Source organism: Propionicimonas sp. T2.31MG-18, from assembly GCF_964266745.1.
Lineage (GTDB): Bacteria > Actinomycetota > Actinomycetes > Propionibacteriales > Propionibacteriaceae > Propionicimonas.
In genome coordinates, this window is sequence record NZ_CAXWGX010000026.1 from 509,772 (window position 1) to 534,157 (window position 24,386).

Here is a 24,386-nt window from a genome sequence, read left to right on the forward strand (position 1 = left end):
TCGAGTCTACGGGGCGCACCGGAACGCCCCGGCCGGCTACCGCCCGGTGCCGGCGTAGACGACCGCCTCGCCCTCGCTGTCGAGGCCGAAGGCGGTGTGGCCGGCGCGGACGGCGGTCTCGACGTCCTTGATATCGACCACGACAGAGATCCGGATCTCCGAGGTCGAGATCATCCCGATGTTCACCCCGGCGTCCGCCAGCGCCCGGAAGAACCGGGCGGTGACGCCCGGGTGGGAGCGCATGCCGACGCCGACGACGGAGACCTTGCCGACCTGGTCGTCGTAGAGGACGTCCACGAAGCCGATGCGCTCCTGCGCCTCGCGAAGCGCGGCGATGGCCCGGGCGCCGTCGGTCTGGGCGAGGGTGAAGGAGATGTCGGTGGCCTGCTCGTGCTCGCGGGAGACGTTCTGCACGATCATGTCGATGTTCACGTCGGCGTCGGCCACCGCGCTGAAGATGTCCGCGGCCTCGCCGACCCGGTCGGGCACGCCGACGATCGTGATCTTGGCCTCGCTGCGGTCATGCGCGATGCCTTCGATCAGGGGCTGCTCCATGCCACTCTCCTCGTAGTCGATGTCCTTCACCCAGGTGCCCGGCAGGTCGCTGAACGACGAGCGGACGTGCACCGGGACGTGCTCGCGCCGCGCGTACTCGACGCAGCGCAGGTGCAGGATCTTGGCGCCGTTGGCGGCCAGCTCCAGCATGTCCTCGTACCCGATCTGGGGGATCTGGCGGGCGCCCGGGACGATCCGGGGGTCGGCGGTGAACACCCCGTCCACGTCGGAGTAGATCTCGCAATAGGCGGCGCCCAGGGCCGCGGCGAGGGCCACCGCCGTGGTGTCGGACGCGCCGCGTCCCAGCGTGGTGACGTCCTTGGTGGTCTGGGACACCCCCTGGAAGCCGGCGACGATCACCACGTCGCCCTCGGCCAGGGCCGAGACGATCCGCCCGGGCGTGATGTCGATGATCCGCGCGTCGCCGTGCGTCCCGGTCGTGATCACGCCGGCCTGGGAGCCGGTGAAGGACCGTGCCGTCGCGCCGAGGTCGTTGATCGCCATCGCCAGCAGCGCCGCGCTGATCCGCTCGCCGGCGGTGAGCAGCATGTCGAGCTCGCGGGGACGCGGCTCCGGCGACACCTGGAGCGCCAGGTCCATGAGCTCGTCCGTGGTGTCGCCCATGGCCGAGATGACCACGACCACCTCGTTGCCGCCGGCCTGCGCCGAGACGATCCGTCGCGCCACCCGCTTGATGCTCTCCGCGTCGGCGACCGACGACCCACCGAACTTCTGTACCACCCGCACCGTTCCACTCTGCCAGATGTCGGACCAGGGTCCGGTCGTGGACTCACCTGATGGGCGCAGCCCGGTCCGCGACCTACGGTGGAACGCATGACCTACGCCCCGACCGAACAGCACTGGGAACAGCCGTCCTTCGACACCCGCCCCGCGGGAGAGCCCGTGTCGGGGCCCGTCCTCGTGCCGGCAGCGACCGTGGTGGTCGCGCCGCCCACGGCGCAGGAGGAGACGCTGCGGACGATGCGGCGGCTGGTCTGGCCGCTCGCCCTGGTGGTGGCCGTGGTGACCGGGAGCTGGGTGTCGGCCCTGGTGCTGGCCATCGTGGCCAGCGCGGTGCTGAAGCGGCAGCTCTTCCTCGCCTGGCAGCAGCGGGTCCAGCTGGAGCGCGCTCCGGCGGGCACCGTCCTACGATGATCCTGTGACCAGCACACCTCCCCCGCCCACGGGCGACACGGAGCCGACCTGGCAGCAGCCGGGGTTCGACGCCTCCCAGGACGCGCCGCTGGAGGGCCCGGTCTACTCGGCCTCGGGCGCTCCGCTGGTGCCACGCCCGGTGTCACCACCGCCCTCGGTCACCGAGACGGTGGTGACCACGATCGGAGGCCTCGTCTGGCCGGTGATGATCCTGCTGGCGATCATGGGCCAGATCGGCTGGTGGCCGGCCATGCTGATCGCACTGGTCAGCAGCGTGGTGCTGGGCAACGTCGGCGCGCACCTGAAGGCACGCAGACGCGCGCTCGGCCGCGGCGACGTGGGGGACGACCAGGGGGAACTGCGGTGAGCGTTCGCTGGGGGATCGCCGGACCGGGACGGATCGCCGCGACCGTTGCGGCGGAGTTCGCACACGTGCCGGACGCAGAACTGGTGGCTGTCGGGTCGCGCTCGCTCGAGCGGGCCCGGGAATTCGCGGGGCGCTTCGGCATCCCGCAGGCCCACGGCAGCTACGCCGAGCTGTTCGCGTCCGACGTGGACGCCATCTACCTGGCCACCCCGCACGGCCAGCACACCGACCTGGCGCTCGCCGCGATCGAGGCGGGCAAGGCGGTGCTGGTGGAGAAGTCGTTCACCACGTCCGTGGCGGACACCGAGGCCGTCATCCGCGCAGGACGCGAGCGGGGCGTCTTCGTGATGGAGGCCATGTGGACCCGCTTCCTGCCGGCGATCGTGCGGCTTCGCCAGATGGTCGCCGACGGCGAACTCGGTGAGATCAGGGCCGTCTACGGAGACCTGCTCGCGTTCCGCGAGTTCGAGCCGGCGGACCGGTTGTTCAACCCGGCCCTCGGTGGCGGCGCCGTCCTCGACCTGGGCGTGTACGTCATCTCCTTCGCCCAGCAGTTCCTCGGCACGCCGAGCCTCGTCCACGCCGTCGGCGGGCTCTACCCGAACGGGGTGGAGGGGGAGGCGGGCATCCTGCTCGGCTGGGACGACGGCCGCTACTCCACCCAGGCGATCGGGTTCACCGCGCCCGGGCCGGGACGCCAGGTGGTGGCCGGGACGAAGGGGTGGGTCGAGGTGAAGCCGCGGTTCCACCGGGGCGAGCAGCTGTCGGTCCACCTGCTCGGGCGCGAGCCCGAGGAACTGACCCTGGCAAGGACGGGCGTCGGCTACTGCCACGAGCTCATCCACGTGGGGGAGTGCCTCGCCGCCGGGCTCACCGAGAGCCCGGTCATGCCGCTCGACGACACGCTCGCCGTCCAGCAGGTGATGGCCGAGGTGCTGAGCCAGCTGGGTCGCTAGCCCCGGCCCGGGGCTGGAACTGCTTAGCCGTCCGCCCTTGTCAGGCCTCCCTTGCGGCGGCATACGGTCGGAGCGTCCCTGCTGCCCGTCCCGAGGAGCCGTGCCATGGCCGTCCAGCTGTTCTGCTACCTGAACTTCCCCGGCAACACCCGCGAGGCGCTGGCCTACTACCAGGAGGTGTTCGGCGGCGAGGCCGCCATCTCCACCTTCGGGGAGTACGGCATCGAGGGCGTCCCGGCCGACGGCATCATGCACGCGCAGCTCGTCACCCCGGCCTTCACGATCATGGCCTCCGACGCCCTGGCGGGTGCCGAGCGGGAGTGGGCCGGGTCGCGCATCCACCTGGCCCTGATGGGCGACGACCTCGACCTCCTCACCGGCTGGTACGAGCGCCTCGCCGCGGACGGCACGCCCGGCCAGCCCCTGCAGGCGCAGGTCTGGGGCGACACCTACGGCGACGTGAAGGACCGCTTCGGCATCGAGTGGCTGTTCAACATCTCCGCCGCGTGAGGACCGTGCGACGCCCCCGTCCGCCCCGGGGGCGTCAGTCCATGATCTCCGGTGCGATCACGAGGTCGCGGGTGCGCGCTGCCCGCAGGCTGTCGACGGTCAGCACGACGAGCGCCACCCAGACCAGGCCGAAACCGATCCAGCGTGGCGCGGGCATCACCTCGTGGTTCACCCAGACGCCGAGGGAGAACTGGATCACCGGGGTCAGGTACTGGATCAGGCCCATCATGCTCAGCGGGATGCGGCTGCTGGCCGCGGCGAACATCAGCAGCGGCACCGCCGTCACCACGCCTGCCAGCGTCAGCCCGACGGTCAGGCCGGGGCCGTGGGCGAGGTACGCACTCGTCCCCGAGGCCTGGAGCCACACGAGGAACCCCAGGGCGAGCGGGGCCAGCAGGGCCGTCTCGACGGTCAGGCCGACCAGCGGCGAGACGATGCCCCCGACCTGCTTCTTCATCAGCCCGTAGAGCCCGAAGGACGCCGCCAGCGACAGGGCCACCCACGGCACCTGGCCGTAGCCGACGGCGATCACGACGACGGCGACCGCGCCGACCCCCACGGCCACCTTCTGCGCGGTGCGCAGCCGCTCGTGCAGCACCAGCACCGCGAGGGCCACCGTGACCAGCGGGTTGATGAAGTAGCCGAGCGCCGCGTCGACGATGTGGTCGTTGAGCACACCCCACACGTAGATCGACCAGTTCACCGTGACCAGGAAGCCGGCGGCGCTCAGCCGCCAGAACAGCGCCCGGTCGGCCAGCACCTGGCGGAGGTGCCCCCACTCCCGCCAGACCAGCACTCCGGCCAGGCACAGCACGAACGTCCAGAACACCCGGTGGCCGATGATCTCGAACGGGTCGGCGGCCGCGAGCAGCTTGAAGTACAGGGGAAACGCGCCCCACAGCAGGTACGCGCCGAAGGCGAGGGCCAACCCTCTCGGGTCGAGCTGCGGCGGGCGTTGGTCGGGCACCGGCCCACACTACGACCGGGCCGCCCGCGCAACCCGCACCGTCCAGCGTCGAGGCTGCTCAGCCCCCGGTTCTCGCACGCCCGCCCGTGCCCCGCCCGTCCCGCCCGTCCCTCTGGTCGCGTTTGCTGCCGATCGCAACCCTTGCTGCCGACATTCCGGCAGCAAGGGTTGCACTCGGCGGCGCGAATGGGGGGCGACGGCAGGCGGATGGGGTGGGACGGCGGCAGGCGGATGGGGGGACGGGAGGCGGGCGGACGAGTGGGACGGGAGGCAGGCTGCTGGGGGTGGGATGGGAGGCAGCCGTGTGGGCGGGAGGACGGGGCGGCGGCGCGAGGGCGGGTCGGCGCCCTCAGCCGGGGTGGATCGACCTGCGGTCCTGTGCGGGTTGGCCTGCGCTCGGCCTGGCCGAGCCGGGGGTCTCCCCGCGTCTCACCCGTCCCGTCGGGGCTTCTTGCTGCCGATCGCAACGCTTGCTGCCGGAATTTCGGCAGCAAGGGTTGCACCCGGGAGCGCGAATGGGTGGTCGGGAGGCGAGGGCGGCGTGAGTGGGTTGGGGGACGAGCCTCGGGCGCGAGGGGGTGGCAGGTCGGCGAGCGAAGTGGTTCGTCGCGGGCCGAAGGGCCCGTCCGGTTCGGCCCGCTCCCGCCGGTCGTGGGGCCGGCCGCGTCCGCGTCCCAACCGTCCCGTGAGAGCGGCTTGCTGCCGATCGCAACGGTTGCTTCCGGAATTTCGGCAGCGGGCGTTGCATTCGGGGGCGAACCGGGCGGAGGGGGGGTGAACCGGGCGGAGGGGCGGATGCGGGCGGGTTCAGGTGGACGCGAGGAAGTCGACGAGCAGGCGGTTGTAGGCGTCGGCCGCCTCGAGGCTCGGGTTGGCACCCGTGTCGGGGAGGATCTCGAGGCGGGCCATCGGGAGCTGCGCGGCCAGCTGGCGTGCGGCCGGGAGGCCCGGGTCGGTCGCGCCGGCGACCACGAGCACCGGGACGGCGAGCCGTCCCAGGTCGGCGCCGAGGTCGGCGGTGGCCATCAGGTCCAGGGCGCGCACCAGGTCGTCCTTGGTGGCGCCGCTGTCGGCGAGCGCGCGGTTCGGCATCATCCGGATCAGCGACTTCTGCAGCCGCAGCGCGAGGCGTCCCGGGGTCGCGAACGCGCCGGAGACGACCAGCCCCGCCACGCGGTCGGGCGCTCCGGCGGCCACCTGGAGGGCCACCATCGCACCCAGCTGGTGCCCCACCAGCCGGGCGCGCTCCATGCCGTACCGGTCGAGCGTGCTGGTCACCTCTGCCGCGGCAAGGCTGAGCGACAGTTCACCCGGACGCCCCGGACGCAGCCCGGCGAGCCAGGGCGCGATCGCCTGCACCTCGCCGTCCTGCCCGCCGAGGACGGCGACAGCCTCGACCTGCGACTGCCACATCTGCGGCGTCAGCCCGGCGGAGTGCAGGAAGACGACCGGGACGGGGGCGGGCATCAGTCCTGTCCGTCCCGGACGACGGTGAACCGGAAGCCCAGTTCGTCGTCGCTGAACGAGGTGACCCCTTCGGACAGCAGGACGGAGGGGTCGACCTCGTCCACGGCCACCGCGAGCACCTCCTCTGCCACCAGTGCGGCGTGGGCGCGGAGCGCGTCCGACGTCTCCGGCACGTCGGAGGCCCACGACAGCCTGATCCGGTCGGAGACCTCGAAGCCGGACGCCTTGCGGGCCTCCTGCACCGCCCGGATGAACTCCCTGGCCATGCCGGCCCGGACGAGTTCGGGGGTCAGCTCCAGGTCGAGCGCGACGGTCTCGCCCTGCTCGTTGACCACCGACCAGCCCTCACGGGGACGCTCGGAGACGATCACCTCCTCCGGTGAGACCTCCACCTCCCCGAGGTCGGTGACCAGCACGAACGCCCTGCCGTGCGTGGCGAGGTCGGCCGACAGCACCGCGGCGTCCGCGGACGCGACGGCTGCGGCCACCAGGGGCGTCTGCTTGCCGAACCGCTTGCCCAGCGCCCGGAAGTTGCCCTTGGCGGAGTAGTCGACCAGGTCGCCGGCGGACGCGAACGACTCCACGCGCTCGACGTTCAGCTCGGCCATCACCTCCGCGCGCAGGTCCGCGTCCAGCAGCCCGAACGCGCTGGACGGGATCAGCGCCCGGCCCAGCGGCTGGCGCGTCTTCACCTTCGCCTCGGAGCGGGCCGAGCGGCCGAGCTCGACGATGCGGCGGGTGAGCCGCATGGCCTCGTCGAGCCGGGTATCGATCGCGGCCTCGTCGGCGACCGGCCAGGTGGCCAGGTGCACGGACGCAGGGGCGTCCGCGTCGGTGGCCACGACGAGGTCCTGCCACACCCGCTCGGTCAGGAACGGGGTCAGCGGCGCCATCAGCCGGGTGACGGTGTCGATGGTGTCGTGCAGCGTCTGGAGGGCGCCGGCGTCGCCGTCCCAGAAGCGGCGGCGAGAGCGGCGGACGTACCAGTTGGACAGGTCGTCGACGAAGGTCGCCAGCAACGCGCCCGCCCGCTGGGTGTCGAAGTCCTCCAGCGCATCGGTCACCTGCCGCACGAGGGTGTTGCGGGCACTGACCAGCCAGCGGTCGAGCACATGGGTGGCGACCCCGGTGCCCGGCGTCCACCCGTTGGCCCGCGCGTACAGGCTCTGGAAAGCGACCGTGTTGAGGTAGGTCATCAGCACCTTGCGGACGGTCTCGGTGATCGTCTGGTGGCCGACGCGCCGGGACGCCCACGGCGAGCCCCCGGCGGCCATGAACCAGCGCACCGCGTCCGCACCGTGGGTGTCCATCAGCGGGATCGGCTCGAGGATGTTGCCCAGGTGCTTGCTCATCTTGCGGCCGTCCTCGGCGAGGATGTGGCCCAGGCACAGCACGTTCTTGTACGACGACTGGTCGAACACCAGGGTGCCGACGGCCATCAGCGAGTAGAACCAGCCGCGGGTCTGGTCGATCGCCTCGCAGATGAAGTCGGCCGGGTAGGCCGTCGCGAAGGCGTCCTTGGACCCTTCCGCCCAGGGGTAGCCCCACTGGGCGAACGGCATCGAGCCGCTGTCGAACCAGGCGTCGATCACCTCGGGGACGCGGGTGGCGGTCTGCTGGCAGCTCGGGCAGGCGAACGTCACGTCGTCGACGAAGGGGCGGTGCGGGTCGAGCGCGGAGTAGTCGCGCCCCGTCAGCTCGGACAGCTCGGCCCGGGAGCCCACGCACGTCTGGTGGCCGGCCGCGCACCGCCAGATCGGCAGCGGGGTGCCCCAGTAGCGCGAGCGCGACAGCGCCCAGTCGATGTTGTTGTTCAGCCAGTCGCCGTAGCGGCCCCACTTGATGTTCTCCGGGTACCAGTTGGTGCCCTTGTTCTCGCGCAGCAGGGCGTCCTTGATGGCGGTGGTGCGGATGTACCAGGACGGCTGCGCGTAGTACAGCAGCGTGGTGTGGCAGCGCCAGCAGTGCGGGTAGGAGTGCTCGTAGTTCAGCACGCGGAACATCAGGCCGCGGGCCTGGAGGTCCTCCACGAGCACCTTGTCGGCCGTCTTGAAGAACAGGCCACCGACCAGGTCGAGCGCGTCGTCGAAGGTGCCGTCGGGGCGGACGGGGTTCACCATCGGCAGGCCGTACTGGCGGCAGACCGCCATGTCGTCCTCGCCGAAGGCGGGCGCCTGGTGCACCAGGCCGGTGCCGTCCTCCGTGGTCACGTACTCGGCCAGCACCACGTAGTGGGTGCCGCCCACGACGTCGGGGAACTCGACCAGCTCGAACGGACGCGCGTAGCGCCACAGCTCCAGGTCGCGCCCGGTGAAGGACTGGCCCAGCAGCCAGCCGTCGCCGAGCACCTTCTCCGCCAGCGGCTCTGCGATGACGAGCGACTCCCCGTCCGGTTCGTCCTTGGTGGCGACCACGTAGGTGACGTCGGGGTGGACGGCGACAGCGGTGTTGCTCACCAGCGTCCACGGCGTGGTGGTCCAGACCAGCAGGGAGGCCTTCCCGGCGAGCGGCCCCGACAGCAGGGGGAAGCGGACGTAGACGCTGGGGTCGGTCACGTCCTCGTAGCCCTGGGCGAGCTCGTGGTCGCTCAGCGTGGTGCCGCAGCGGGGGCAGTAGGGCGCCACCCGGTAGTCCTCGACGAGCAGGCCCTTGCCGTGGATCTGCTTCAGCGCCCACCACACCGACTCGACGAAGGACGCGTCCATCGTCCAGTAGGCCGTGTCCAGGTTCACCCAGTAGCCCATGCGCCGGGTGAGCTCGGTGAAGGCGTCGACGTGGCGGCTCACCGACTCGCGGCACTTGGCGTTGAACGCCTCGACGCCGAACGCCTCGATGTCGGGCTTGCCGTTGAAGCCGAGCTCCTTCTCCACCGCCAGCTCGACCGGCAGGCCGTGGCAGTCCCAGCCGGCCTTGCGCTCGACGTGGTAGCCCTGCATGGTCTTGAACCGCGGGAACACGTCCTTGAACACCCGCGCCTCGATGTGGTGGGTGCCGGGCATGCCGTTGGCGGTGGGCGGGCCCTCGTAGAACGTCCACGGCCGGCCGCCGGCGGTGCGCTCCAGCGACGCGGCGAAGGTGTCGTTCGCCGCCCAGAAGTCGAGGATCTCTCGCTCCATCGCCGGCAGGTCGAGCATCGCCGGCACGGGGCGATACAGCGGGCGGGCAGCGGGATCGGTGGTCATCTGCGGTCCTTCGTCGTCGGGCGTTCGACGAAGGGACGAGCCCGAGGGCCCGCGGTACCACCCTTCTTGGACGCCCGGGGGCGCCCCACTCCTTTGCTCGCCGCGGCCGGTTCTAGTGGGATCGCGCAGGCCACGCCGGCCGTACGCGCTCTGTTCTTCCGGCAGCTCCGGGGTGATGGCCCCATCGTCGCCGTGCGGACCGCCACATTGTATGCGACCGGGCCGAGCGTGGCGCCAGCGGCCCCGGGGACGGCGAGACCCGGACGGCGGGTGCCGTCCGGGTCGACGTGCGGCGGTGACGTGAAGGAGGTGGCGTCGTCACCGGCCACGGGGTTGCTCGGCGGTCAGGCCGCCGGTTCGCCGCCGTCCGCGGCGGGGGCCTCGGGACGGGGCGGGGTGGGCGCCTGCGGCGTCCACTCGTTGGTGGGACCGCCGCCACCGAGCAGGGCTGCCCTGCGGGTCATGTAGTCCTCGACCTCGATCTCGCCCCGGGCGAGGCGCTCGTCGAGGATCTGCAGGGCGGGCGGCATCGGCGGACGGTGGTGCGGGTGGTGGCCCATCGGCCCGGGCCCGAACTGCTTGCCCTTGGACTTCTTGACCAGGTAGACGACGAACAGGGCGATCAGGCCCAGCACCACGAGGGTGCCGATGAAGCCGAAGAAGCCCCACAGCATGCTGCTGCTGCCCATTCCGCCTCCCGGACCGGGGAAGTGACGCATTCCAACCTCCTACGGGTGTTCAGGCATCCAGTCTGCTCCGCCATGCTGTGCGGACGCTGTGGAACGCCTCGGAAACCACCCGGCCGGGACCGGCGCGTGCCGGTCAGGGCTCGATCGCGCAGGCGGCCGCGGGTGGCAGGGGCGGCTCCGCGGGGAAGACGGACGGGCGCAGGTCGCCCGGGAGCTCGTCCCACTGCTGACGCAGCTCGCCCGCGGCGTGCGATTCCTGCTCGCAGGGGGCGCTGTTCACCGTGATCGACTCGATCGCCAGCGCTGCCGCGTCGGTGGCGAGAACCGGGTCGTCGACGCTGGCGGCCGCGTTCGCCGCCGCGCGCAAGGCGACGGCCAGCGCCCGGTAGCCGGCGTCGTGTGCGTCGCGGGCGGTCGCCTGGACGTCGAAGGCAGCCTCGCGGCACGCGTCCGCCGTCCCCGTGCCGCCGGCCCAGGCGCGCGCCGCGGCGACGGCCTCCCCGCCGAGATCGTCCGGGAACTGCCCGGTGAAGGTGGCAAGGGCACGCTCGGCGCAGCCGGCCGCCCATTCGGTGAGCCGGCGGGCCTGGTCGCTACCGGGCACGGTGGTGGTCATCTCCGCTCCATCCTCGTGGAGAGGACGTGCTCGATCGCCAGGGCGACCCCGTCGGCGTCGTTCGTGGCGGTCGTCCAGTCGGCGACGGCCGTCGCCTCCGGCACGGCGTTGCCCATGGCGACCCCGATGCCGGCCCACGCGAGCAACTCGACGTCGTTCTTCGCGTCGCCGGCGGCGAGCACCCCGTCGGCGTCGACCCCGAGCAGCGCGCACAGCCGGGCGACGCCGGTGGCCTTGGTGACGCCCGTCCCCGCGATCTCGAGGAAGGGGGCTCCGGACGTGGTGGCGTGGAAGCCGCCCAGGCCTGACCCGGTGAGCACGTCGAGCAGCCCGTCGGCGTCGAGTTCGGGGTGCCGGGCGGTGAGCTTGAGCGTGGGCTCGGCGACGATCTCGGCGAGATCGACGGTGTCCACCCGCCAGAAGGTGAGCTCGCGCGGCGTGAGCAGTTCGAGGTAGCCGGGCTCGGCGACGTGACGTCCGCCCTGGTCGCGCACCGCGCTGAAGCGGACGCCCTCGAGCTCCGCGGTGAGGAACGTGACGATGTCGCCGGCGGCCGACGGCGCGAGCAGCTCCTCGAACAGCACGTCGCCGGTGGCGAGGTCGATCGCGAGGGCGCCGTTGCTGGCGACGGCATGGCTGACGCCGCTCGTCGCGAGCCCGGCGGGCAGTTGGGTCCGCTGGCGCCCGGTGGCGGCGACCACGCGCAGGCCGGCGGCCACCGCCGCCTCGATGGCTCCGATGGTGCGTGGGCTGAGCTGCTCCTGCCGCGTGAGCAGGGTGCCGTCCAGGTCACTGGCGACGAGCCGGATGTCGCGGTCGAGGGCCGGTGGGTCGGACGGGAAAGGGCCGGCGGGCGTGACGGCGGCAGAGGCCAGGGCGGTCATCAGGCGGTCACCTGGCGCCGTCCCTGGAACGCCCGGCCGAGGGTCACCTCGTCGGCGTACTCGAGGTCGCCGCCCACCGGCAGCCCACTGGCCAGCCGGGACACGGTGACGCCCATCGGGATGAGCAGGCGGGAGATGAAGGTGGCCGTCGCCTCACCCTCGAGGTTGGGGTCCGTGGCCAGGATCACCTCGGTGACCGTGCCGTCGGCCAGGCGCTTGCACAGCTCGCTGATGCGGAGGTCGGCGGGACCCACGTTGTCGATCGGGCTGATCGCGCCGCCGAGCACGTGGTAGAGGCCGCGGAACTCGTGGGTGCGCTCGATCGCCATCACGTCCTTGGACTCCTCGACGACGCAGATCGCGGTGCGGTCGCGGCGCGGGTCGCGACAGACCCGGCAGGTGTCGTCCTCGGAGATGTTGAAGCAGACCTCGCAGAAGCGCACCTTCTCGGTCACCTCGCGCAGCGTGGCGGCCAGCCGCTCCACGTCGGCCTTGTCGGTGGCGAGGATGTGGAACGCGATCCGCTGGGCACCCTTCGGGCCGATGCCGGGCAGGCGGCCCAACTCGTCGATCAGGTCCTGGATGGGCCCCTCGTACACGGTTCTCCTCACGAACGGTCCGCCGGGACGGCGGCGGGTGGTGGACGGGGGCACGCACGGGCCCTTCGAGGCTCGCGGAGACCCGGGACAGTGTGCCGGCGCGGGGCGCCGGACGGGCTAGAGGTCGAGCTCGGGCAGCTGCGGCATGGTGGCCTGCGCGAGCGCCATGGCCTGGTGGTTGGCGTCGCGGACGGCGGCGACGATGAGGTCGGCCAGCGACTCGGTGTCGGTCGGGTCGCACGCCTCGGGCTTGATCACCAGGCCGACGAGCTCGCCGGTGCCGGTCAGCGTCGCCTCGACGAGGTCGCCTCCGGCCGTCCCCTTCACCGTGCGTGCCGCCAGCGCGGCCTGCGCCTGCTCCAGCTGGTCCTGCATCGCCTGCGCCTGCTGCAGCAGGCCCTGGAGATCGACGCTCCCGGGATCGAACATTCGTTGCTCCTCCGTGTCGGTGGCTCACGCCATGGTAGTGCCGGGGGTGGACCGGCTCAGTTGTCGTCCTCGGCGATGAGCTCCGCACCCAGGTGCCGGATCATCAGCTCGTCGGTGGAGGCGGAGTCCTCGACCACGTCGTCCTCGCGGCTCGGCTCCTCCTCCGGCTCCGGGTCGGGCGGGGTCGCCTGCGAGCGGGTGGCGCGCAGGTTCGCGCGTGCCTCCTGCGCAGCGGCCGACCGCGCCGGGACGGCCGGCGCAGGCGGGGCTGCCGGCGAGGGGACGGGGGTCGCCGCTGCCGGCGTGGCCGACGCGTCCACGATCGGCTCGATGTGGAGGGCGACGCCGAGGACCTCCAGGATCGCCTCGCGGAGCACGTCCGGGCTGCCGCCGCGGCCGAAGCTCTCCCTGGCGCCCGCGTTCGACAGGCCGAGCGTGAGCACTCCCTCGCGCACCTCGACCACCTGGGCGTTCTGGCTGAGCAGGATCCAGGTGAAGCGTCGCCGGTTCTTCACGTTCTCGAGGATCTGCGGCCAGAAGCGGCGCAGGTCGGTCGTACCCAGGCCACCGGTGGCCGGAGCGTCCGGGGCGGCCTCGGGGGCGTCCGCGGCCGGGACGTCCACCGCTCGGGCGTCCGCGGGTGGCGCGCTCGGGGGTGGGGCCTCGGCGGACCGTCCCGACACGGGGGCCGGCTCCGACGGTGTGCGGGTCGATGGTGGCGTGGTCGGCGATGACGGGACCGGCGATGGCGGGGTCGACCACGGCGGGGTCGAGGCTGGCTGTTCCGGCTGCGCCGGCGCGGCGGCCCGGGAGCGGGGCCGGGGTTCGGCTGTCTCGGGCGCGGGGCGGGGTCGCCCGGCGGGCTCGGGGCGCGTCCGGGCGGGCTCCGTCTCCCGCGCGGGGGTGGGCGGCGCAGCGGCGGGAGCGGTGGCCGCAGCGGGCCGGGCTTCCGGTGCCGGGCCGTCCCCCATGCCGAGCCGCCGCTCGAGGCGGTCGAGCCGGGCGTGCACGCCCCGTCCGTCCACGTCGGCGCCAGGCAGGAGGACCCGCGCGCACATCAGTTCGAGGTGCAGCCGGGGAGCGGTGGTGCCGCGCATCTCGGTGAGCCCGACCGCGATGACCTCCGCGGCGCGGGTCAGCTCGCCGGCACCGAGGGCGTTGGCCTGCGCGGCGAGGCGGTCGCCCTGGTCGCCGGAGACGTCCACCAGGCCGCTGGCGAGTGCCTCGGGCACGGCGGCGACGATGATCAGGTCGCGGAGGCGTCGCAGCAGGTCCTCGGCGAACCGGCGGGGGTCCTGGCCGACCTCGATCACCTTGTCGACCGCGGCGAAGACGCCGCGGGAGTCGCCGGCCGCGAAGGCATCCACGATCTCGTCGAGCAGGGCGTCGGGGGTGTAGCCGAGCAGCGCCGCGGCCTGGGCGTAGCCGACCCCGTGCTCCCCGGCGCCGCCCAGGAGCTGGTCGAGAACCGACAGGGAGTCGCGCACCGAGCCGGCGCCGGCCCGCACCACCAGCGGCAGCACGGCGGGCTCGACGGGGATGCCCTCGGCCTCGCAGAGGGTGGCCAGGTAGCCCTGGAGCGTCTTCGGCGGCACCAGCCGGAAGGGGTAGTGGTGCGTGCGCGAGCGGATCGTGCCGAGCACCTTGTCGGGCTCGGTCGTGGCGAACACGAAGCGGACGTGGGGCGGCGGCTCCTCCACCACCTTGAGCAGGGCGTTGAAGCCCTGCGGCGTCACCATGTGCGCCTCGTCGATGATGTAGATCTTGTAGCGGCTGTGCACCGGAGCGAAGAACGCCCGCTCGCGCAGGTCGCGGGCGTCGTCCACGCCGCCGTGTGACGCCGCGTCGATCTCGATCACGTCGATGCTGCCCGAGCCGCCGCGGGCGAGGTCGCGACACGACTGGCAGGTGCCGCACGGGGTGGGCGTCGGGCCCTCCGCGCAGTTCAGGCAGCGGGCGAGGATGCGTGCGGAGGTGGTCTTGCCGCACCCGCGCGGGCCGGAGAACAGGTAGGCGTGGTTGACCCGGTTGTTGGTGAGCGCCCGCTGGAGGGGCTCGGTCACGTGCTCCTGGCCGATCACCTCGGCGAAGGTGTCGGGCCGGTAGCGCCGGTAGAGCGCGAGCGGGGTGTCCGGACGCGTGACCTGCTCGTGCGGCTGGCGCAGCGCGTCCACCACCTCCATCAGGGACGCGGTGACCTCTTCCTCCGAGCGGCGGTGCGGCCCGGCGAGGGACGGCTCGTCGACGTCGGCGGGCAGGTCCTCCACGGACGGGGCGTCCTCGGGCTCGCCGAAGAGGTCGGGACCCTCCTGGCCGAACAGGTCCGGGCCGTCCTGTCCGAAGAGCTCTTCCGGCTCCTCCTCGAACAGGTCGTCGTCGCGCTCGTCCACGGGTTGAACCTTACGGGTAGCCGGTGACATTTCCGATGCCGGCCGGAAATGCAGCGGCCCCCGCGCACCCGGAAGAGCTCACTTACCCTTGCTGTCTTCCGACCCTGGGGGAGTTGGGCGAGGTACCGCCGCGCGGGGAACCGCTTCCTAGCCTACCGGCCCGCGACGAACGGAGCGAGTCGCGCCTCCCGGGGGCGGCGGGCGCTCGTCCGTACGTTGGCGCCCGCGACGGTGCCGCCCGCCCGCGTCGAGGGCCAGCCCTCGGTGTCGAGGGCCAGCCTCCGGCGTCGAGGGCCACCCTTCCGCGTCGAGGGCCAGCGTTGTTGCCGAGGGCCAGCACCGGTGCGCGAGCCCTCGGCATTAGGGCTGGCCCTCGGTGGTGGCGCGTGGGTAGCCCGGCGTCCCGACGCCCTGGGGTAGGCCGCGTGTCGACGGACGGCCTTCGGCCCGGCGGGCCGGGGTGCTGCTGTGTCGAGGGCCAGCCCTCAGCGTCGAGAGCCAGCATTGTTGCCAAGGGCCAGCACCGGTGTACGAGCCCCCGACGCCAAGGCTGGCCCTCGACGGAGGCGGAGAGTGGCGGTGAGGCGGAGAGTGGCGGAGCGGCGAGAGTGCGGAGCGCGCAGAGTGGCGGAGCGGCGAGAGTGCGGAGCGCGCAGAGTGGCGGAGCGGCGGCGTGCGCAGAGGGACGCGGACCGGTCAGTCGAGTGGCGGCAGGGGGACGGCGTGCCGCAGCACGGGCAGGCGCTCACGGACGGCGGCCACGGCCGACAGGTCGAGGTCGACGACGGCGAGTTCGTCGTCCTCGCCGAGTTCGAGCAGCACCGTGCCGGACGGGTCGATCACCAGGGAGTGGCCGATGCCCGTCGGTGCCGGTCCTGTCGCCACGGCCGGTGGCACGGACTGGTCGACCGCGACGACGAAGCTGGTGGAGTCCATCGCGCGGGCGGTCACCAGCGTCCGCCACTGGTGCAGCTTGGCCTCGCCCGGAGCCCACGACGCGGGCAGCACGACCAGTTCCGCCCCCAGCGCGGCGAGGTGGGTGAACAGCCCGGGGAAGCGGACGTCGTAGCACGTCGCGAGCCCGACCCGGTGCCCGGCCAGGTCGAAGGTGACCGGCCGCGACCCCGGCTCGATCTGGCGGGACTCGGCGTAGCCGAGGGCGTCGAACAGGTGCAGCTTGTCGTAGCGCGCCTCGGCGCCACCGGTCACGAGCAGGGTGTTCCGGACGCGGGGCGTGTCCGTGGTGGTGAACATCCCCGCGACGATCGTCACTCCGAGGTCGGCCGCGATGGTGCGGACGCCGCCCGCCCACGGGCCGTCGAAGGGCTCGGCCGCCTCCGCGCGCGGACGCGCGAACGAGGACATCGCCGCCTCAGGGAACACGACCAGCTCCGCGGAGCGTGCCGCGGCCTCGGTGGCGAACTCGCGGACGCGGGCCAGGTTCCCGGCCGGATCCGTCGACGCTGCGAACTGGGCGAGGGCGACGCGCATGGCGCCAGCCTCGCACGGCAGCGCGCGGTTTGGCCCGGCCACGGGGACGGATTCGCCGCGCGGACCGCGTCCGGCAGGGGCGACCCCGACCGGCCGGACGCGTGGATTGTGCCCGTGACAAGCACCGACGCCGAGTTGGAGTTATCCCGTCGGATCCCGGTATCCTTCTCCGCGGAGGATTCGCCTAGAGGCCTATGGCGCTCGCTTGGAAAGCGGGTTGGGTTCACGCCCTCACGAGTTCGAATCTCGTATCCTCCGCGTTTGGAAAACGGCTCTGACTAGGCTTGATAGCCTGTCAGGGCCGTTTCTGTTTCAAGTCGTTCCCTTAGCGTTCCCTTAGCTAACGGGCGTTCGGCGCAGTCTGCGACCTACAGGGCAACCGTCCTGCGGGCGGCCTCGCTGAGCGTCTGCGGTGAGCCCACGACCCCCACCCTCGCACACCTGCCACCACCAGCCGGCAAGATCGTCTGTCCGGATCGGTCCCTTTCGTGGGCTTAAGGGGGTAGCCAGTCGAGTCGCTGGCGATGCCGATCGAGGAGCCAGCCATGACCATGAGCGCCGCGGGTGTGAAGCCTGAGTTCGTCTCCCTGCAGGAGGCGGCGGTGTTGTACAGCGTGAGTGTCGACCTGCTGCGTCAGCGGATCGCCGCCGGTGAGTTGCCGGCCGTGCACGCCGGACGGCGCCTGATCCGGGTCCGGCTCGACGACCTGAAGCGGGTGTTCCGACCCGTCCCCTCGGTGTACACGCGGTCGCGGCGACGCGCCTCATGACCGGTCATGTGGCGACGATCGAGACGCCGACCCGCGATCGGCCGTTGGTGGTGTACGACCTGCTTGAGCAGATCGCCTGGGCCCAGCTTCACGGCGCCGACCCGGCTGAGATCGAGCGGCTGGCGGAGGAGTATCGGCGGCTGCGGGCGGGACTGTGATGGCCAGCCGGAACCTCACAGATGAGCAACGGGAGGCCGCCGACCAGGCCCGGCGTGAGACGGTCGAGCAGTTGCATGAGCAGTTGGCTGAGGGCATCGCGAACCTGGACGACAAGGACGCCTGGCAGCGGTGGTTGGGTATGGCGTCGAAGCTGCATCGGTACAGCTTCAACAACGTGGTGCTGACGATGATGCAGAAGCCGGACGCGACGATGATCGCCGGCTATCGGGCCTGGCAGGCGATGGGCCACCAGGTGCGCCGCGGCGAGAGGGCGATCAAGATCCTCGGCCCGGTCACCCGCAAGGTCGAACTGGTCGACCGACTCACGGGTGAACCGATCCGGGACGCCGAGGGGCGTCAGCAGTACGTCTGGCAGTTGGTCGGAGTACGCCCGGTGAGCGTCTTCGACGCGAGCCAGGTCGATCCACCCGTCGAGTCCCCGCCCAAGCCGACGCTGTTGCGCGGTCAGGCTCCTCCGGGGTTGTGGGATTCGCTGGCCGAGTTGGTGGAGGCGGAAGGCTTCCGGCTGGCCCGGGGCGACTGCGGCGGCGCCAACGGGCTCACCGACTATCTAGGCCGGGAGGTTCGGGTCCGGGCCGACGTCGACGACGCGCAGGCGGTGAAGACGCTCGCTCATGAGTTGGCGCATGTGCTGATCCGGCCCGATCCGGGTGAGCCGTACGCAGGCGCGTGCCGTGGCCGTCGCGAGGTGGAGGCAGAGTCGGTCGCCTACGTGGTAGCGGCTGCGCACAACCTGGACACCAGCCAGTACACGTTCAACTACGTCGCCGGCTGGGCCACCAAGGCTGCCACCCCAGAGAACGGCATCGAGGCTGTCGTCGCCGAAACCGGAGCCCGGGTGATCGCGACCGCCGACACGATCCTGGCCCACACCAAGCCCGCTGACCTCGAGACCAGGCTGGTCGACGCCGTCGCCGCAGACCGGGGTGTCACGGCCGGTGTGGCGCCCAGGATAGCGGCGCCGACGGCCGAGCCTGAGGTGTGGGAAACCTTCACGCCGACGCCGAGTCCCGGCGCTCAGGAGGAGGCGCGTCGACCTATCCCGTTGGAGCGGGGCACCAATGCACTGGGTTTGGGGATCTGAGCCGATCGGTTCCACATCGAGGAGAAGATCGGACTCCACCGGTCGTGGACCCCAAGAGCAACGACTCACGTATCCTAACGAAAGTGACTACATGTGATGAGTATTGAGGTGAGCTTGGATGAGGTGCTGGCCCGGCACAACGTCGGGATCACCAGCGTCGAGTTCCTGGCCGAACTCGACGCGGACCTGTCCCGCGTCACCGACCCGGCCGCCGCCCCCTTGAGCGCCGCCGAGACCGCGTTCCTTCGCGAGCATGCCGGCCCGGATGCCGGCGAAGTCCTCGATGCCGATCCTGCTGCTCTCGTTCAGTACGCCCGCCGGGCCGAGGTGTCCCGGATGACTGGCCTGGTGGCCGGCAGCGTGGGGATCGCTGAGGCGGCGCTCGTACTGGGGGTGGACCGCAGCCGCGTCTCCCAACGACTGTCCGCCGGCAGCCTGTGGAGCTACCGGCTTGGCCGGGGGCGGCGGTTGCCGCGCTGGCAGTTCACCGGGGACGGCCGCAGCCTGCCAGGCCTGGACGTGGTCGTGGCGGCGATCCCGCCCGAGCTGTCGCCGGAGTCGGTGGCCGGGTTCATGAACACTGCGCAGCCGGAGTTGGAGGGCCGCACCCCGACCGCTCACCTGACCGGTGGCGGCGATCCGACACCGGTCGCTGAACTGGTCGCCGGCCTCGGCCTGTGGTGAACCCACCCCGGCCGAAGGTTCCGCGAACCCCGCCCACGGACCTCGTCCATGAGCCAGGCGACATCCTCACTATCCGGCCGCTGTTGTGGCGGATCAACCGCACCCAGGGCTCACACGTCCTCGCGTGGAATCAACTGCGCACGTTCGGTCCCATCCCGACCATGCGTTACGACCCGCAACCCGAACCTGCCGGGTCATCGGCCGAAGGGGTGCTGTACACCGCGACCAGCCTGGCCACGGCACTCGCCGAGACCTTCCAAGCCACCCGGGTTGTCGACTCCCGCAGCTTCGGACCCCGGGTGACCGCCTGGACACCCACCCGCGCTCTGTGCCTGCTCGACCTGACCGGCGGTTGGGCGCTGCGCAACGGCGCCGCGTTCGCCCTCGCGACCGCGCCGAAGAGCACCTGCCGGGCCTGGGCACGACAGATCCGGGCCACCTGGCCCGACCTCGACGGGCTGCGGACGCCGTCCACGATGACCGGGGGCACGAGCGTCGTGCTGTGGAACCCTGCTCGGACCAGCCTCCCGGCCGCGCCCGACTTCTCCAGACCGCTCGCCGAACCCACCGTGCACGCGACCGCCAGCCGGATCGCGGGACAGGAACTCGGCTACCGGATCATCTGAGAGGCCGGCGACCTCGGGCATTGCTCTCTGCCGGGCGCGCCGGCGACGTGCTCGAGGCCACGACTACGGGCGCCGTCAGGGCGGATACATGGCAGTGTCGGGTATTGACCATCAGCGTAGTCGTGGACGCCACGCTTCTGCCGGCCGCCAGCCGTGCGGTCAAGAGACCGACTCGGACGCTCTCCAGCCTGATGGGCTGCACGTCAGCCGCTCATGTTGGCGTTCCGTTCGCCACCAGCCAGCTCGAGAGATGAGCTGCGTCGGCGATGTTAACCACCACCCGGTGGACGGCCGATCTTCCGTCGACCAAGTAATGGTCGACTGCCTGTTACGCCATCGCAAGCGTCTCTGTGTCGGGGCAGTGGTCGAGCTGGTCTGGAGCCGCCGCTCTTCCGCTGCCGAGCTTTCTCAGGGCAGCCTCGCTGCCCACATCCGCACGTACCAACGAGTCCCATCCGCGAACAGGAACGGGGGTGTCGGCAGTCCTGCCGACACCCCCGATAGTGGGGCCAATCTTCTTGGTTACGACGAGGTGTGATCGAACCAGACTGCGGAGGTTCGGTACCCGTAGCCTCCCGGGCACCAGAGGCTGTAGGCCCAGTCGTAGTAGCGGGCCCGCCAAGGTCCAGTGATGTACAGCACCGACCCTCGGAGGCCGGAGCACTGAATCACCATGCGATCGTGGCCCGCACGGAAGGGAGCCGAGTTGCTGCACCCTCCGCTCGCGCCGCCAACGAGCCAGTAGTTCGTGTAGCGGCAGGTGGTTGCAGCGTCCGCCTGTGGTACAGCGACCAGGGCGGAGCCTGAGGCAAGGACCACCGCTGCGGCGATGCGCAGGAGGTTCTTCTTGACTCTTCCGATACCAGCGACGGTTTCGGGGGTGGCTTGGGTGACCGCAGTATTCATGACCCCTCCTTTGGTAGAGCGACGTGCAGAGAAGCACGTCTATAGGAAACTCGGGAGATGTTCTCTAGTTCTGATACTGGACCTGTTGGAGAACCGTGTCAAGATCTAGAAGAGACCGACTTCTCCCCTGGTGGACGTAAGATGCCTCCATGGCGAAACGAAAGAACAAGCGAGATGGCGACGAGGGAACGAGAGACCAGCTGTTGAGGGCAGGCTTCGACATGCTCAGCAGCGGTACAGCGCTTAGCTCGATCAAGTTGCTTGACCTGACGAAGGCGGCCGCCGTTTCGAACGGCTCCTTCTACCACGCGTGGCCGGAGGGGTTGGGTGCTTACCAGCGCGACCTTGCCATACACGCGGTGGACCTGGCCCAGGTCGAGTACCTGAAGTTCATCGAGGAGTCGGTGATTGTGGCAGATCCGGGCGAGATCGCGCTCCGCGATCTCGTAATGACTCAGTGCAAGCAGGACGCAGAAGGGATCGACCACGATCCCTCGTTCATCGCCCAAGTCTCGCTGTGGGGGGAGCACAAACAACACCCAGGAGTGCTCGAGGCACTCAGGAACCAGTACAACCGCTTCGCCGAAAAACTCTATCTCCCGATGTACGGCCGTGCGCTCGAGGTCTACGGTTTGGAGCTGCGAGAGCCGTTCAACATGGGAACGCTCGCGACGATGATGACGGCGCTTGCCGAAGGTTTGGCTTTACGCCGCGCGGTCGACCCCGAGGTGGCATCACTGCCCAAAGAGGTCGAGGCGGAGGGTTGGGATCTTTACGGGATCCTCGCCTACTGCCTACTCAGCGTCATGCTTCGGCCCGTCAACAACGGCGATACTCGAACCGCAGTGCAACTCGCGGACGACCTCCTCCTTGAAGGAGTCCCCGACGCCGCCGCGAAAGCAAGAGCCGCCGAGGCTGCGGCGTTCCGTGACGACCTGGATGCTGCGATTGCTGCAATCGAGACTCAGTTGGAGCAGCTCCGGAGCCTGAGGTCGCGCCGGCACTAGCTGGCGAAGTAGCTCCCTCGAGGAACCCGCCAAGCGCCGACGGCACAACCCTATTCGACACCGCACCAGCCAATCGAGAAGGGCGACCGAAATCTGGTGTAACTGATCTGGCCTGATCTGCCGCTCCGATAGGGGTGGCGGGAAGGACTGTCAGTGACGCAGGACAGTGTGTCGGCCGTGAGGCTGACCCAAGTACAAGAGGATGAGATCGCTCGTGGCCTGGTGGCCCGGGCACGCAGCGAAGGTGCCGAGCTGGTCGGGCCGGATGGATTGTTGTCCGGGCTGACGAAGCGGGTGCTGGAGACCGCGCTGGAGGAGGAGCTGACCGACCACATCGGGTACGAGCCGCACGACCCGGCCGGCCACCACTCGGGGAACTCCCGCAACGGGACCCGTGCCAAGACGGTCCTGACCGAGGTCGGGCCCGTCAGCGTCGAGGTGCCGAGGGGCCGGGCCTGGCACGTTCGAGCCGGTGATCGTGCCGAAGGGGAAACGCCGCCTGGAAGGGGTGGACCGGATCGTGCTGTCGCTGACGGCGCGGGGTTTGACCACCAGGGAGGTCGGTGCGCACTTCGCCGAGGTGTACGGCGCCAGCGTGTCGAAAGACACCATCAGTCGGATCAGCGACCGGGTGCTGGAGGAGATGACCGAGTGGCTGCACCGGCCGCTGGACGAGGGGCGGTTTCCAGTGATCGTTGCGAATCCTGAACTGGAGGGATCGCAATGCCACGTGGAGGACACAACAGAGCACCAGCTGCGACCAAGCGTCGCTACTTCGAGCTGATCCGTCAGGGGCCCGCGGTTCGGAGGCGTCGACCCAGGTGGGGGTGTCGTTGAGCTGTGGTTCGTTGTGGTTCATCGACGCTGGCTCGGTGACGTTCATCGACTCCCCGATCAGCAGCCGCTACCTGTCGCAGGATGACAGGATCGAGATCGCGGACGGGCTGGCTGCGGGTGAGTCGGTCAAGGTGATCGCTGCCCGGATCGGCAAGAGCTACCAGACCGTGTACCGGGAGATCGGCCGGAATAGGAAGCCGAACGGCCGATACCAGCCTTGGTATGCCCACGGGCAGGCGCACGTTCGTCGCCAGCGGCCGAAGACCCCGCGGGTTGTCGCCGACCCGGCGCTGCGCGCGGTGGTCGCCGGCAAGCTCGCCGAGCACTGGTCACCAGCCCAGGTCAGCCGCTGGCTGCGGCGCCGCTGGCCGAACCGGCCAAGCTGGCAGCTGTGCACCGAGACGATCTATGAAGCGGCTTACCGCGGCCTGATCAGCCCCATCAGCGACGACATGCTGCGTACCGGGCGGACCTACCGCCACGCTCGTGGCCGGGGCCGCACCCGCGACGGCGCGCTGAAGCAGTCGACCGCGATGAAGTCGATCCACGACCGACCCACGGTGGTCGAGACCCGCAGCCAGGTCGGGCACTGGGAAGGCGACCTGATCATCGGCGGCGGGCAACGGTCCGCGATCGCGACCCTCGTCGAACGCAAGGCCCGGCTCACCCTGCTGGTCCCGGTCCGTGGCGGCCACAGCGCCCAGGTCGTCGGTGACGCCCTCATCGCAGCGTTCGCCCAGCTGCCGGCCGGGCTGCGGCGCACCCTGACCTGGGACCAGGGCAACGAGATGTTTCACCACGCCCGCATCGAGCAAGCGACCGGGCTGGCCATCTACTTCGCCGACCCGCACAGCCCCTGGCAGCGCGGCACCAACGAGAACACCAACGGACTACTCCGCCAGTACTTCCCCAAAGGCACCGACCTGAACCAGGTCACCGACGAACGCCTGGCCGAGGTCGCCGACGAACTCAACCACCGGCCCCGACTCGTCCTCGGCGACCGCACCCAGCCCAACTCATGCGACGATGGCTCCAGCCACCGATTCGCGACGACCGATAGAAACCGCCAGGTGTATCCGGTGGTGTTCATCGATGCGATCGTGGTGAAGGTCCGCGACGGGCAGGTCACGAACAAGCCGTTCTACGTGGCGATCGGGGTCACCGTGCACGGTGAACGCGACATCCTCGGGATCTGGGCCGGCGACGGCGGAGAAGGAGCGAAGTTCTGGCTGAACGTGCTCACCGAGATCAAGAACCGGGGCGTCGCGGACGTGCTGATGCTCGTGTGTGACGGGCTGAAAGGCCTGCCGGATGCGGTCAACACGGTGTGGGAGAACACGGTTGTTCAAACGTGCGTGATCCACCTGCTGCGCAACACGTTCCGCTACGCCGCCCGGCAGGACTGGGACCGGATCGCCAAGGACCTCCGACCGATCTATACCGCGGTCAACGAGTCGATGGCGCGGGAACGATTCGGCGAGTTCGCTGCCACCTGGCGGTCGAAGTATCCGGCCGCGGTCGCGTTGTGGGAACGCGCCTGGAGCGAGTTCGTGCCGTGCCTGGACTACGACGTGGAGATCCGCAAGATCATCGCCACCACCAACAGCATCGAATCGCTCAACGCCCGTTACCGCCGGGCGGTCCGTGCCCGGGGCCACTTCCCCACCGACCAGGCCGCCCTCAAATGCCTGTACCTGGTCACCAGATCACTGGACCCCACCGGCCGCGGCAAGGCACGATGGGTCATCCGATGGAAGGTAGCGCTCAACGCGTTCGCCATCACCTTCGAAGGGCGCATCAGCCCCTCGAACAACTAGTGGAGCGTGTCGTTAGTTCTTGAACGGTTGGGTGTTGGGATGATGGGGCATGGCGAATCGTCCTGCTCCGGCGCTGGTCTTGCGTGAGGGTGATCGGGAGGAACTGGCGCGGATCACGCGATCGTCGAGTGTGCGTGCGGGTTTGGCGCAACGGGCGCGGATCGTGCTGGCCGCGGCGGACGGGGAGGCCAACGAGCGGATCGCCGACCGCGTCGGGG

Annotated in this window: 21 protein-coding genes, 1 tRNA gene, 1 other RNA gene and 3 pseudogenes; 14 read left to right on the forward strand and 12 right to left on the reverse strand. The window is 70.7% G+C overall.

Annotated elements, in window-relative coordinates; all coding sequences use genetic code 11:
- Positions 1-36 precede the first annotated feature (36 nt).
- The gene (locus ACFQQJ_RS12945; RefSeq protein ID WP_377107016.1) at positions 37-1,302 is read right to left on the reverse strand and encodes an aspartate kinase; all 1,266 of its coding nucleotides are present in this window, start codon (positions 1,300-1,302) and stop codon (positions 37-39) included.
- An 87-nt stretch (positions 1,303-1,389) separates the two neighbouring features.
- Between ACFQQJ_RS12945 and ACFQQJ_RS12950 the strand changes: the two genes are divergently transcribed.
- The 4 genes from ACFQQJ_RS12950 to ACFQQJ_RS12965 all read left to right on the forward strand — a co-directional run bounded on the left by ACFQQJ_RS12950 (position 1,390) and on the right by ACFQQJ_RS12965 (position 3,543).
- A complete protein-coding gene (locus ACFQQJ_RS12950; RefSeq protein WP_377107017.1) occupies positions 1,390-1,710 on the forward strand; it encodes a hypothetical protein in 321 nt (106 codons plus the stop codon).
- Positions 1,711-1,714: 4 nt separating this feature from the next.
- Positions 1,715-2,077: a hypothetical protein gene (locus ACFQQJ_RS12955; protein WP_377107019.1), complete on the forward strand. Its 363-nt coding sequence runs from the start codon at positions 1,715-1,717 to the stop codon at positions 2,075-2,077.
- Positions 2,074-3,033 carry a Gfo/Idh/MocA family protein gene (locus ACFQQJ_RS12960; protein ID WP_377107021.1) on the forward strand — a complete coding sequence of 320 codons (960 nt, stop codon included), beginning with the start codon at positions 2,074-2,076 and terminating at the stop codon, positions 3,031-3,033. Before ACFQQJ_RS12955 ends, ACFQQJ_RS12960 begins: the two co-directional genes overlap by 4 nt.
- Positions 3,034-3,138: 105 nt before the next feature.
- Entirely contained in the window at positions 3,139-3,543 is a 405-nt protein-coding gene (locus ACFQQJ_RS12965; RefSeq protein ID WP_377107022.1) for a VOC family protein, read from the forward strand.
- A 34-nt stretch (positions 3,544-3,577) separates the two neighbouring features.
- Here the strand turns inward: ACFQQJ_RS12965 and rarD are convergent, their stop codons facing one another.
- From rarD to ACFQQJ_RS13020, 11 genes are all read right to left on the reverse strand, one after another.
- The gene (gene rarD, locus ACFQQJ_RS12970; protein WP_377107024.1) at positions 3,578-4,510 is read right to left on the reverse strand and encodes an EamA family transporter RarD; all 933 of its coding nucleotides are present in this window, start codon (positions 4,508-4,510) and stop codon (positions 3,578-3,580) included.
- 807 nt (positions 4,511-5,317) lie between these two features.
- A complete protein-coding gene (locus tag ACFQQJ_RS12975) occupies positions 5,318-5,977 on the reverse strand; it encodes an alpha/beta fold hydrolase (RefSeq protein ID WP_377107025.1) in 660 nt (219 codons plus the stop codon).
- Positions 5,977-9,159 carry an isoleucine--tRNA ligase gene (gene ileS / locus ACFQQJ_RS12980; RefSeq protein WP_377107027.1) on the reverse strand — a complete coding sequence of 1,061 codons (3,183 nt, stop codon included), beginning with the start codon at positions 9,157-9,159 and terminating at the stop codon, positions 5,977-5,979. The genes ACFQQJ_RS12975 and ileS overlap by 1 nt, the downstream gene beginning before the upstream one ends.
- A 344-nt stretch (positions 9,160-9,503) precedes the next feature.
- Positions 9,504-9,848 (reverse strand): SHOCT domain-containing protein, encoded by a 345-nt coding sequence (locus ACFQQJ_RS12985; RefSeq protein ID WP_377107029.1) that lies wholly within the window; start codon positions 9,846-9,848, stop codon positions 9,504-9,506.
- Positions 9,849-9,981: 133 nt separating this feature from the next.
- Positions 9,982-10,464 (reverse strand): putative immunity protein, encoded by a 483-nt coding sequence (locus ACFQQJ_RS12990; RefSeq protein ID WP_377107031.1) that lies wholly within the window; start codon positions 10,462-10,464, stop codon positions 9,982-9,984.
- Positions 10,461-11,348: a Cof-type HAD-IIB family hydrolase gene (locus ACFQQJ_RS12995; RefSeq protein ID WP_377107032.1), complete on the reverse strand. Its 888-nt coding sequence runs from the start codon at positions 11,346-11,348 to the stop codon at positions 10,461-10,463. Before ACFQQJ_RS12995 ends, ACFQQJ_RS12990 begins: the two co-directional genes overlap by 4 nt.
- Entirely contained in the window at positions 11,348-11,947 is a 600-nt protein-coding gene (gene recR / locus ACFQQJ_RS13000) for a recombination mediator RecR (RefSeq protein ID WP_377107034.1), read from the reverse strand. The genes ACFQQJ_RS12995 and recR overlap by 1 nt, the downstream gene beginning before the upstream one ends.
- Positions 11,948-12,064: 117 nt before the next feature.
- Positions 12,065-12,376 carry a YbaB/EbfC family nucleoid-associated protein gene (locus tag ACFQQJ_RS13005; protein WP_377107036.1) on the reverse strand — a complete coding sequence of 104 codons (312 nt, stop codon included), beginning with the start codon at positions 12,374-12,376 and terminating at the stop codon, positions 12,065-12,067.
- Positions 12,377-12,432: 56 nt separating this feature from the next.
- A complete protein-coding gene (locus ACFQQJ_RS13010) occupies positions 12,433-14,796 on the reverse strand; it encodes a DNA polymerase III subunit gamma and tau (protein ID WP_377107038.1) in 2,364 nt (787 codons plus the stop codon).
- A gap of 19 nt (positions 14,797-14,815) precedes the next feature.
- Positions 14,816-14,911, reverse strand: an RNA gene (ffs, locus tag ACFQQJ_RS13015) — signal recognition particle sRNA small type.
- Positions 14,912-15,462: 551 nt separating this feature from the next.
- Positions 15,463-16,257 (reverse strand): carbon-nitrogen hydrolase family protein, encoded by a 795-nt coding sequence (locus ACFQQJ_RS13020; RefSeq protein ID WP_377107040.1) that lies wholly within the window; start codon positions 16,255-16,257, stop codon positions 15,463-15,465.
- 173 nt (positions 16,258-16,430) lie between these two features.
- Here ACFQQJ_RS13020 and ACFQQJ_RS13025 point away from each other — a divergent pair.
- The 10 genes and pseudogenes from ACFQQJ_RS13025 to ACFQQJ_RS13070 all read left to right on the forward strand — a co-directional run.
- A tRNA-Ser gene (locus ACFQQJ_RS13025) sits at positions 16,431-16,515 on the forward strand.
- A 287-nt stretch (positions 16,516-16,802) separates the two neighbouring features.
- Positions 16,803-17,027 carry a helix-turn-helix domain-containing protein gene (locus tag ACFQQJ_RS13030; protein WP_020487611.1) on the forward strand — a complete coding sequence of 75 codons (225 nt, stop codon included), beginning with the start codon at positions 16,803-16,805 and terminating at the stop codon, positions 17,025-17,027.
- 8 nt (positions 17,028-17,035) lie between these two features.
- Positions 17,036-17,185 (forward strand): hypothetical protein, encoded by a 150-nt coding sequence (locus ACFQQJ_RS13035; RefSeq protein ID WP_377107043.1) that lies wholly within the window; start codon positions 17,036-17,038, stop codon positions 17,183-17,185.
- Positions 17,185-18,291, forward strand: a complete 1,107-nt coding sequence (locus ACFQQJ_RS13040; RefSeq protein ID WP_377107044.1) for an ArdC-like ssDNA-binding domain-containing protein — start codon at positions 17,185-17,187, stop codon at positions 18,289-18,291. Before ACFQQJ_RS13035 ends, ACFQQJ_RS13040 begins: the two co-directional genes overlap by 1 nt.
- 108 nt (positions 18,292-18,399) lie before the next feature.
- Positions 18,400-18,975 carry a hypothetical protein gene (locus ACFQQJ_RS13045; protein ID WP_377107046.1) on the forward strand — a complete coding sequence of 192 codons (576 nt, stop codon included), beginning with the start codon at positions 18,400-18,402 and terminating at the stop codon, positions 18,973-18,975.
- Positions 18,972-19,601: an RES family NAD+ phosphorylase gene (locus ACFQQJ_RS13050; RefSeq protein WP_377107064.1), complete on the forward strand. Its 630-nt coding sequence runs from the start codon at positions 18,972-18,974 to the stop codon at positions 19,599-19,601. Before ACFQQJ_RS13045 ends, ACFQQJ_RS13050 begins: the two co-directional genes overlap by 4 nt.
- Positions 19,602-20,656: 1,055 nt before the next feature.
- A complete protein-coding gene (locus tag ACFQQJ_RS13055) occupies positions 20,657-21,514 on the forward strand; it encodes a hypothetical protein (RefSeq protein WP_377107047.1) in 858 nt (285 codons plus the stop codon).
- Positions 21,515-21,682: 168 nt separating this feature from the next.
- A pseudogene (locus ACFQQJ_RS13060) lies at positions 21,683-22,190 on the forward strand (transposase); the annotation flags it as partial.
- Between the two features lie 196 nt (positions 22,191-22,386).
- Positions 22,387-23,325 (forward strand): annotated as a pseudogene (locus ACFQQJ_RS13065) (IS30 family transposase); the annotation flags it as partial.
- A gap of 93 nt (positions 23,326-23,418) precedes the next feature.
- A pseudogene (locus tag ACFQQJ_RS13070) lies at positions 23,419-24,168 on the forward strand (IS256 family transposase); the annotation flags it as partial.
- Positions 24,169-24,386: the final 218 nt, after the last annotated feature.

Bases quoted from the DNA above. Each gene is read 5' to 3' on its own strand.
- ACFQQJ_RS12990 (WP_377107031.1), bottom strand. From the start codon at position 10,464: ATGACCACCACCGTGCCCGGTAGCGACCAGGCCCGCCGGCTCACCGAA.
- ACFQQJ_RS12975 (WP_377107025.1), bottom strand. From the start codon at position 5,977: ATGCCCGCCCCCGTCCCGGTCGTCTTCCTGCACTCCGCCGGGCTGACG.
- ACFQQJ_RS13010 (WP_377107038.1), bottom strand. From the start codon at position 14,796: ATGTCACCGGCTACCCGTAAGGTTCAACCCGTGGACGAGCGCGACGAC.
- ACFQQJ_RS13020 (WP_377107040.1), bottom strand. From the start codon at position 16,257: ATGCGCGTCGCCCTCGCCCAGTTCGCAGCGTCGACGGATCCGGCCGGG.
- ACFQQJ_RS13055 (WP_377107047.1), top strand. From the start codon at position 20,657: ATGGCGAAACGAAAGAACAAGCGAGATGGCGACGAGGGAACGAGAGAC.
- ACFQQJ_RS13030 (WP_020487611.1), top strand. From the start codon at position 16,803: ATGACCATGAGCGCCGCGGGTGTGAAGCCTGAGTTCGTCTCCCTGCAG.
- ACFQQJ_RS12995 (WP_377107032.1), bottom strand. From the start codon at position 11,348: ATGACCGCCCTGGCCTCTGCCGCCGTCACGCCCGCCGGCCCTTTCCCG.
- ACFQQJ_RS12965 (WP_377107022.1), top strand. From the start codon at position 3,139: ATGGCCGTCCAGCTGTTCTGCTACCTGAACTTCCCCGGCAACACCCGC.
- ACFQQJ_RS12950 (WP_377107017.1), top strand. From the start codon at position 1,390: ATGACCTACGCCCCGACCGAACAGCACTGGGAACAGCCGTCCTTCGAC.
- ACFQQJ_RS13005 (WP_377107036.1), bottom strand. From the start codon at position 12,376: ATGTTCGATCCCGGGAGCGTCGATCTCCAGGGCCTGCTGCAGCAGGCG.
- ACFQQJ_RS12985 (WP_377107029.1), bottom strand. From the start codon at position 9,848: ATGGGCAGCAGCAGCATGCTGTGGGGCTTCTTCGGCTTCATCGGCACC.
- ACFQQJ_RS13040 (WP_377107044.1), top strand. From the start codon at position 17,185: ATGGCCAGCCGGAACCTCACAGATGAGCAACGGGAGGCCGCCGACCAG.
- ileS (WP_377107027.1), bottom strand. From the start codon at position 9,159: ATGACCACCGATCCCGCTGCCCGCCCGCTGTATCGCCCCGTGCCGGCG.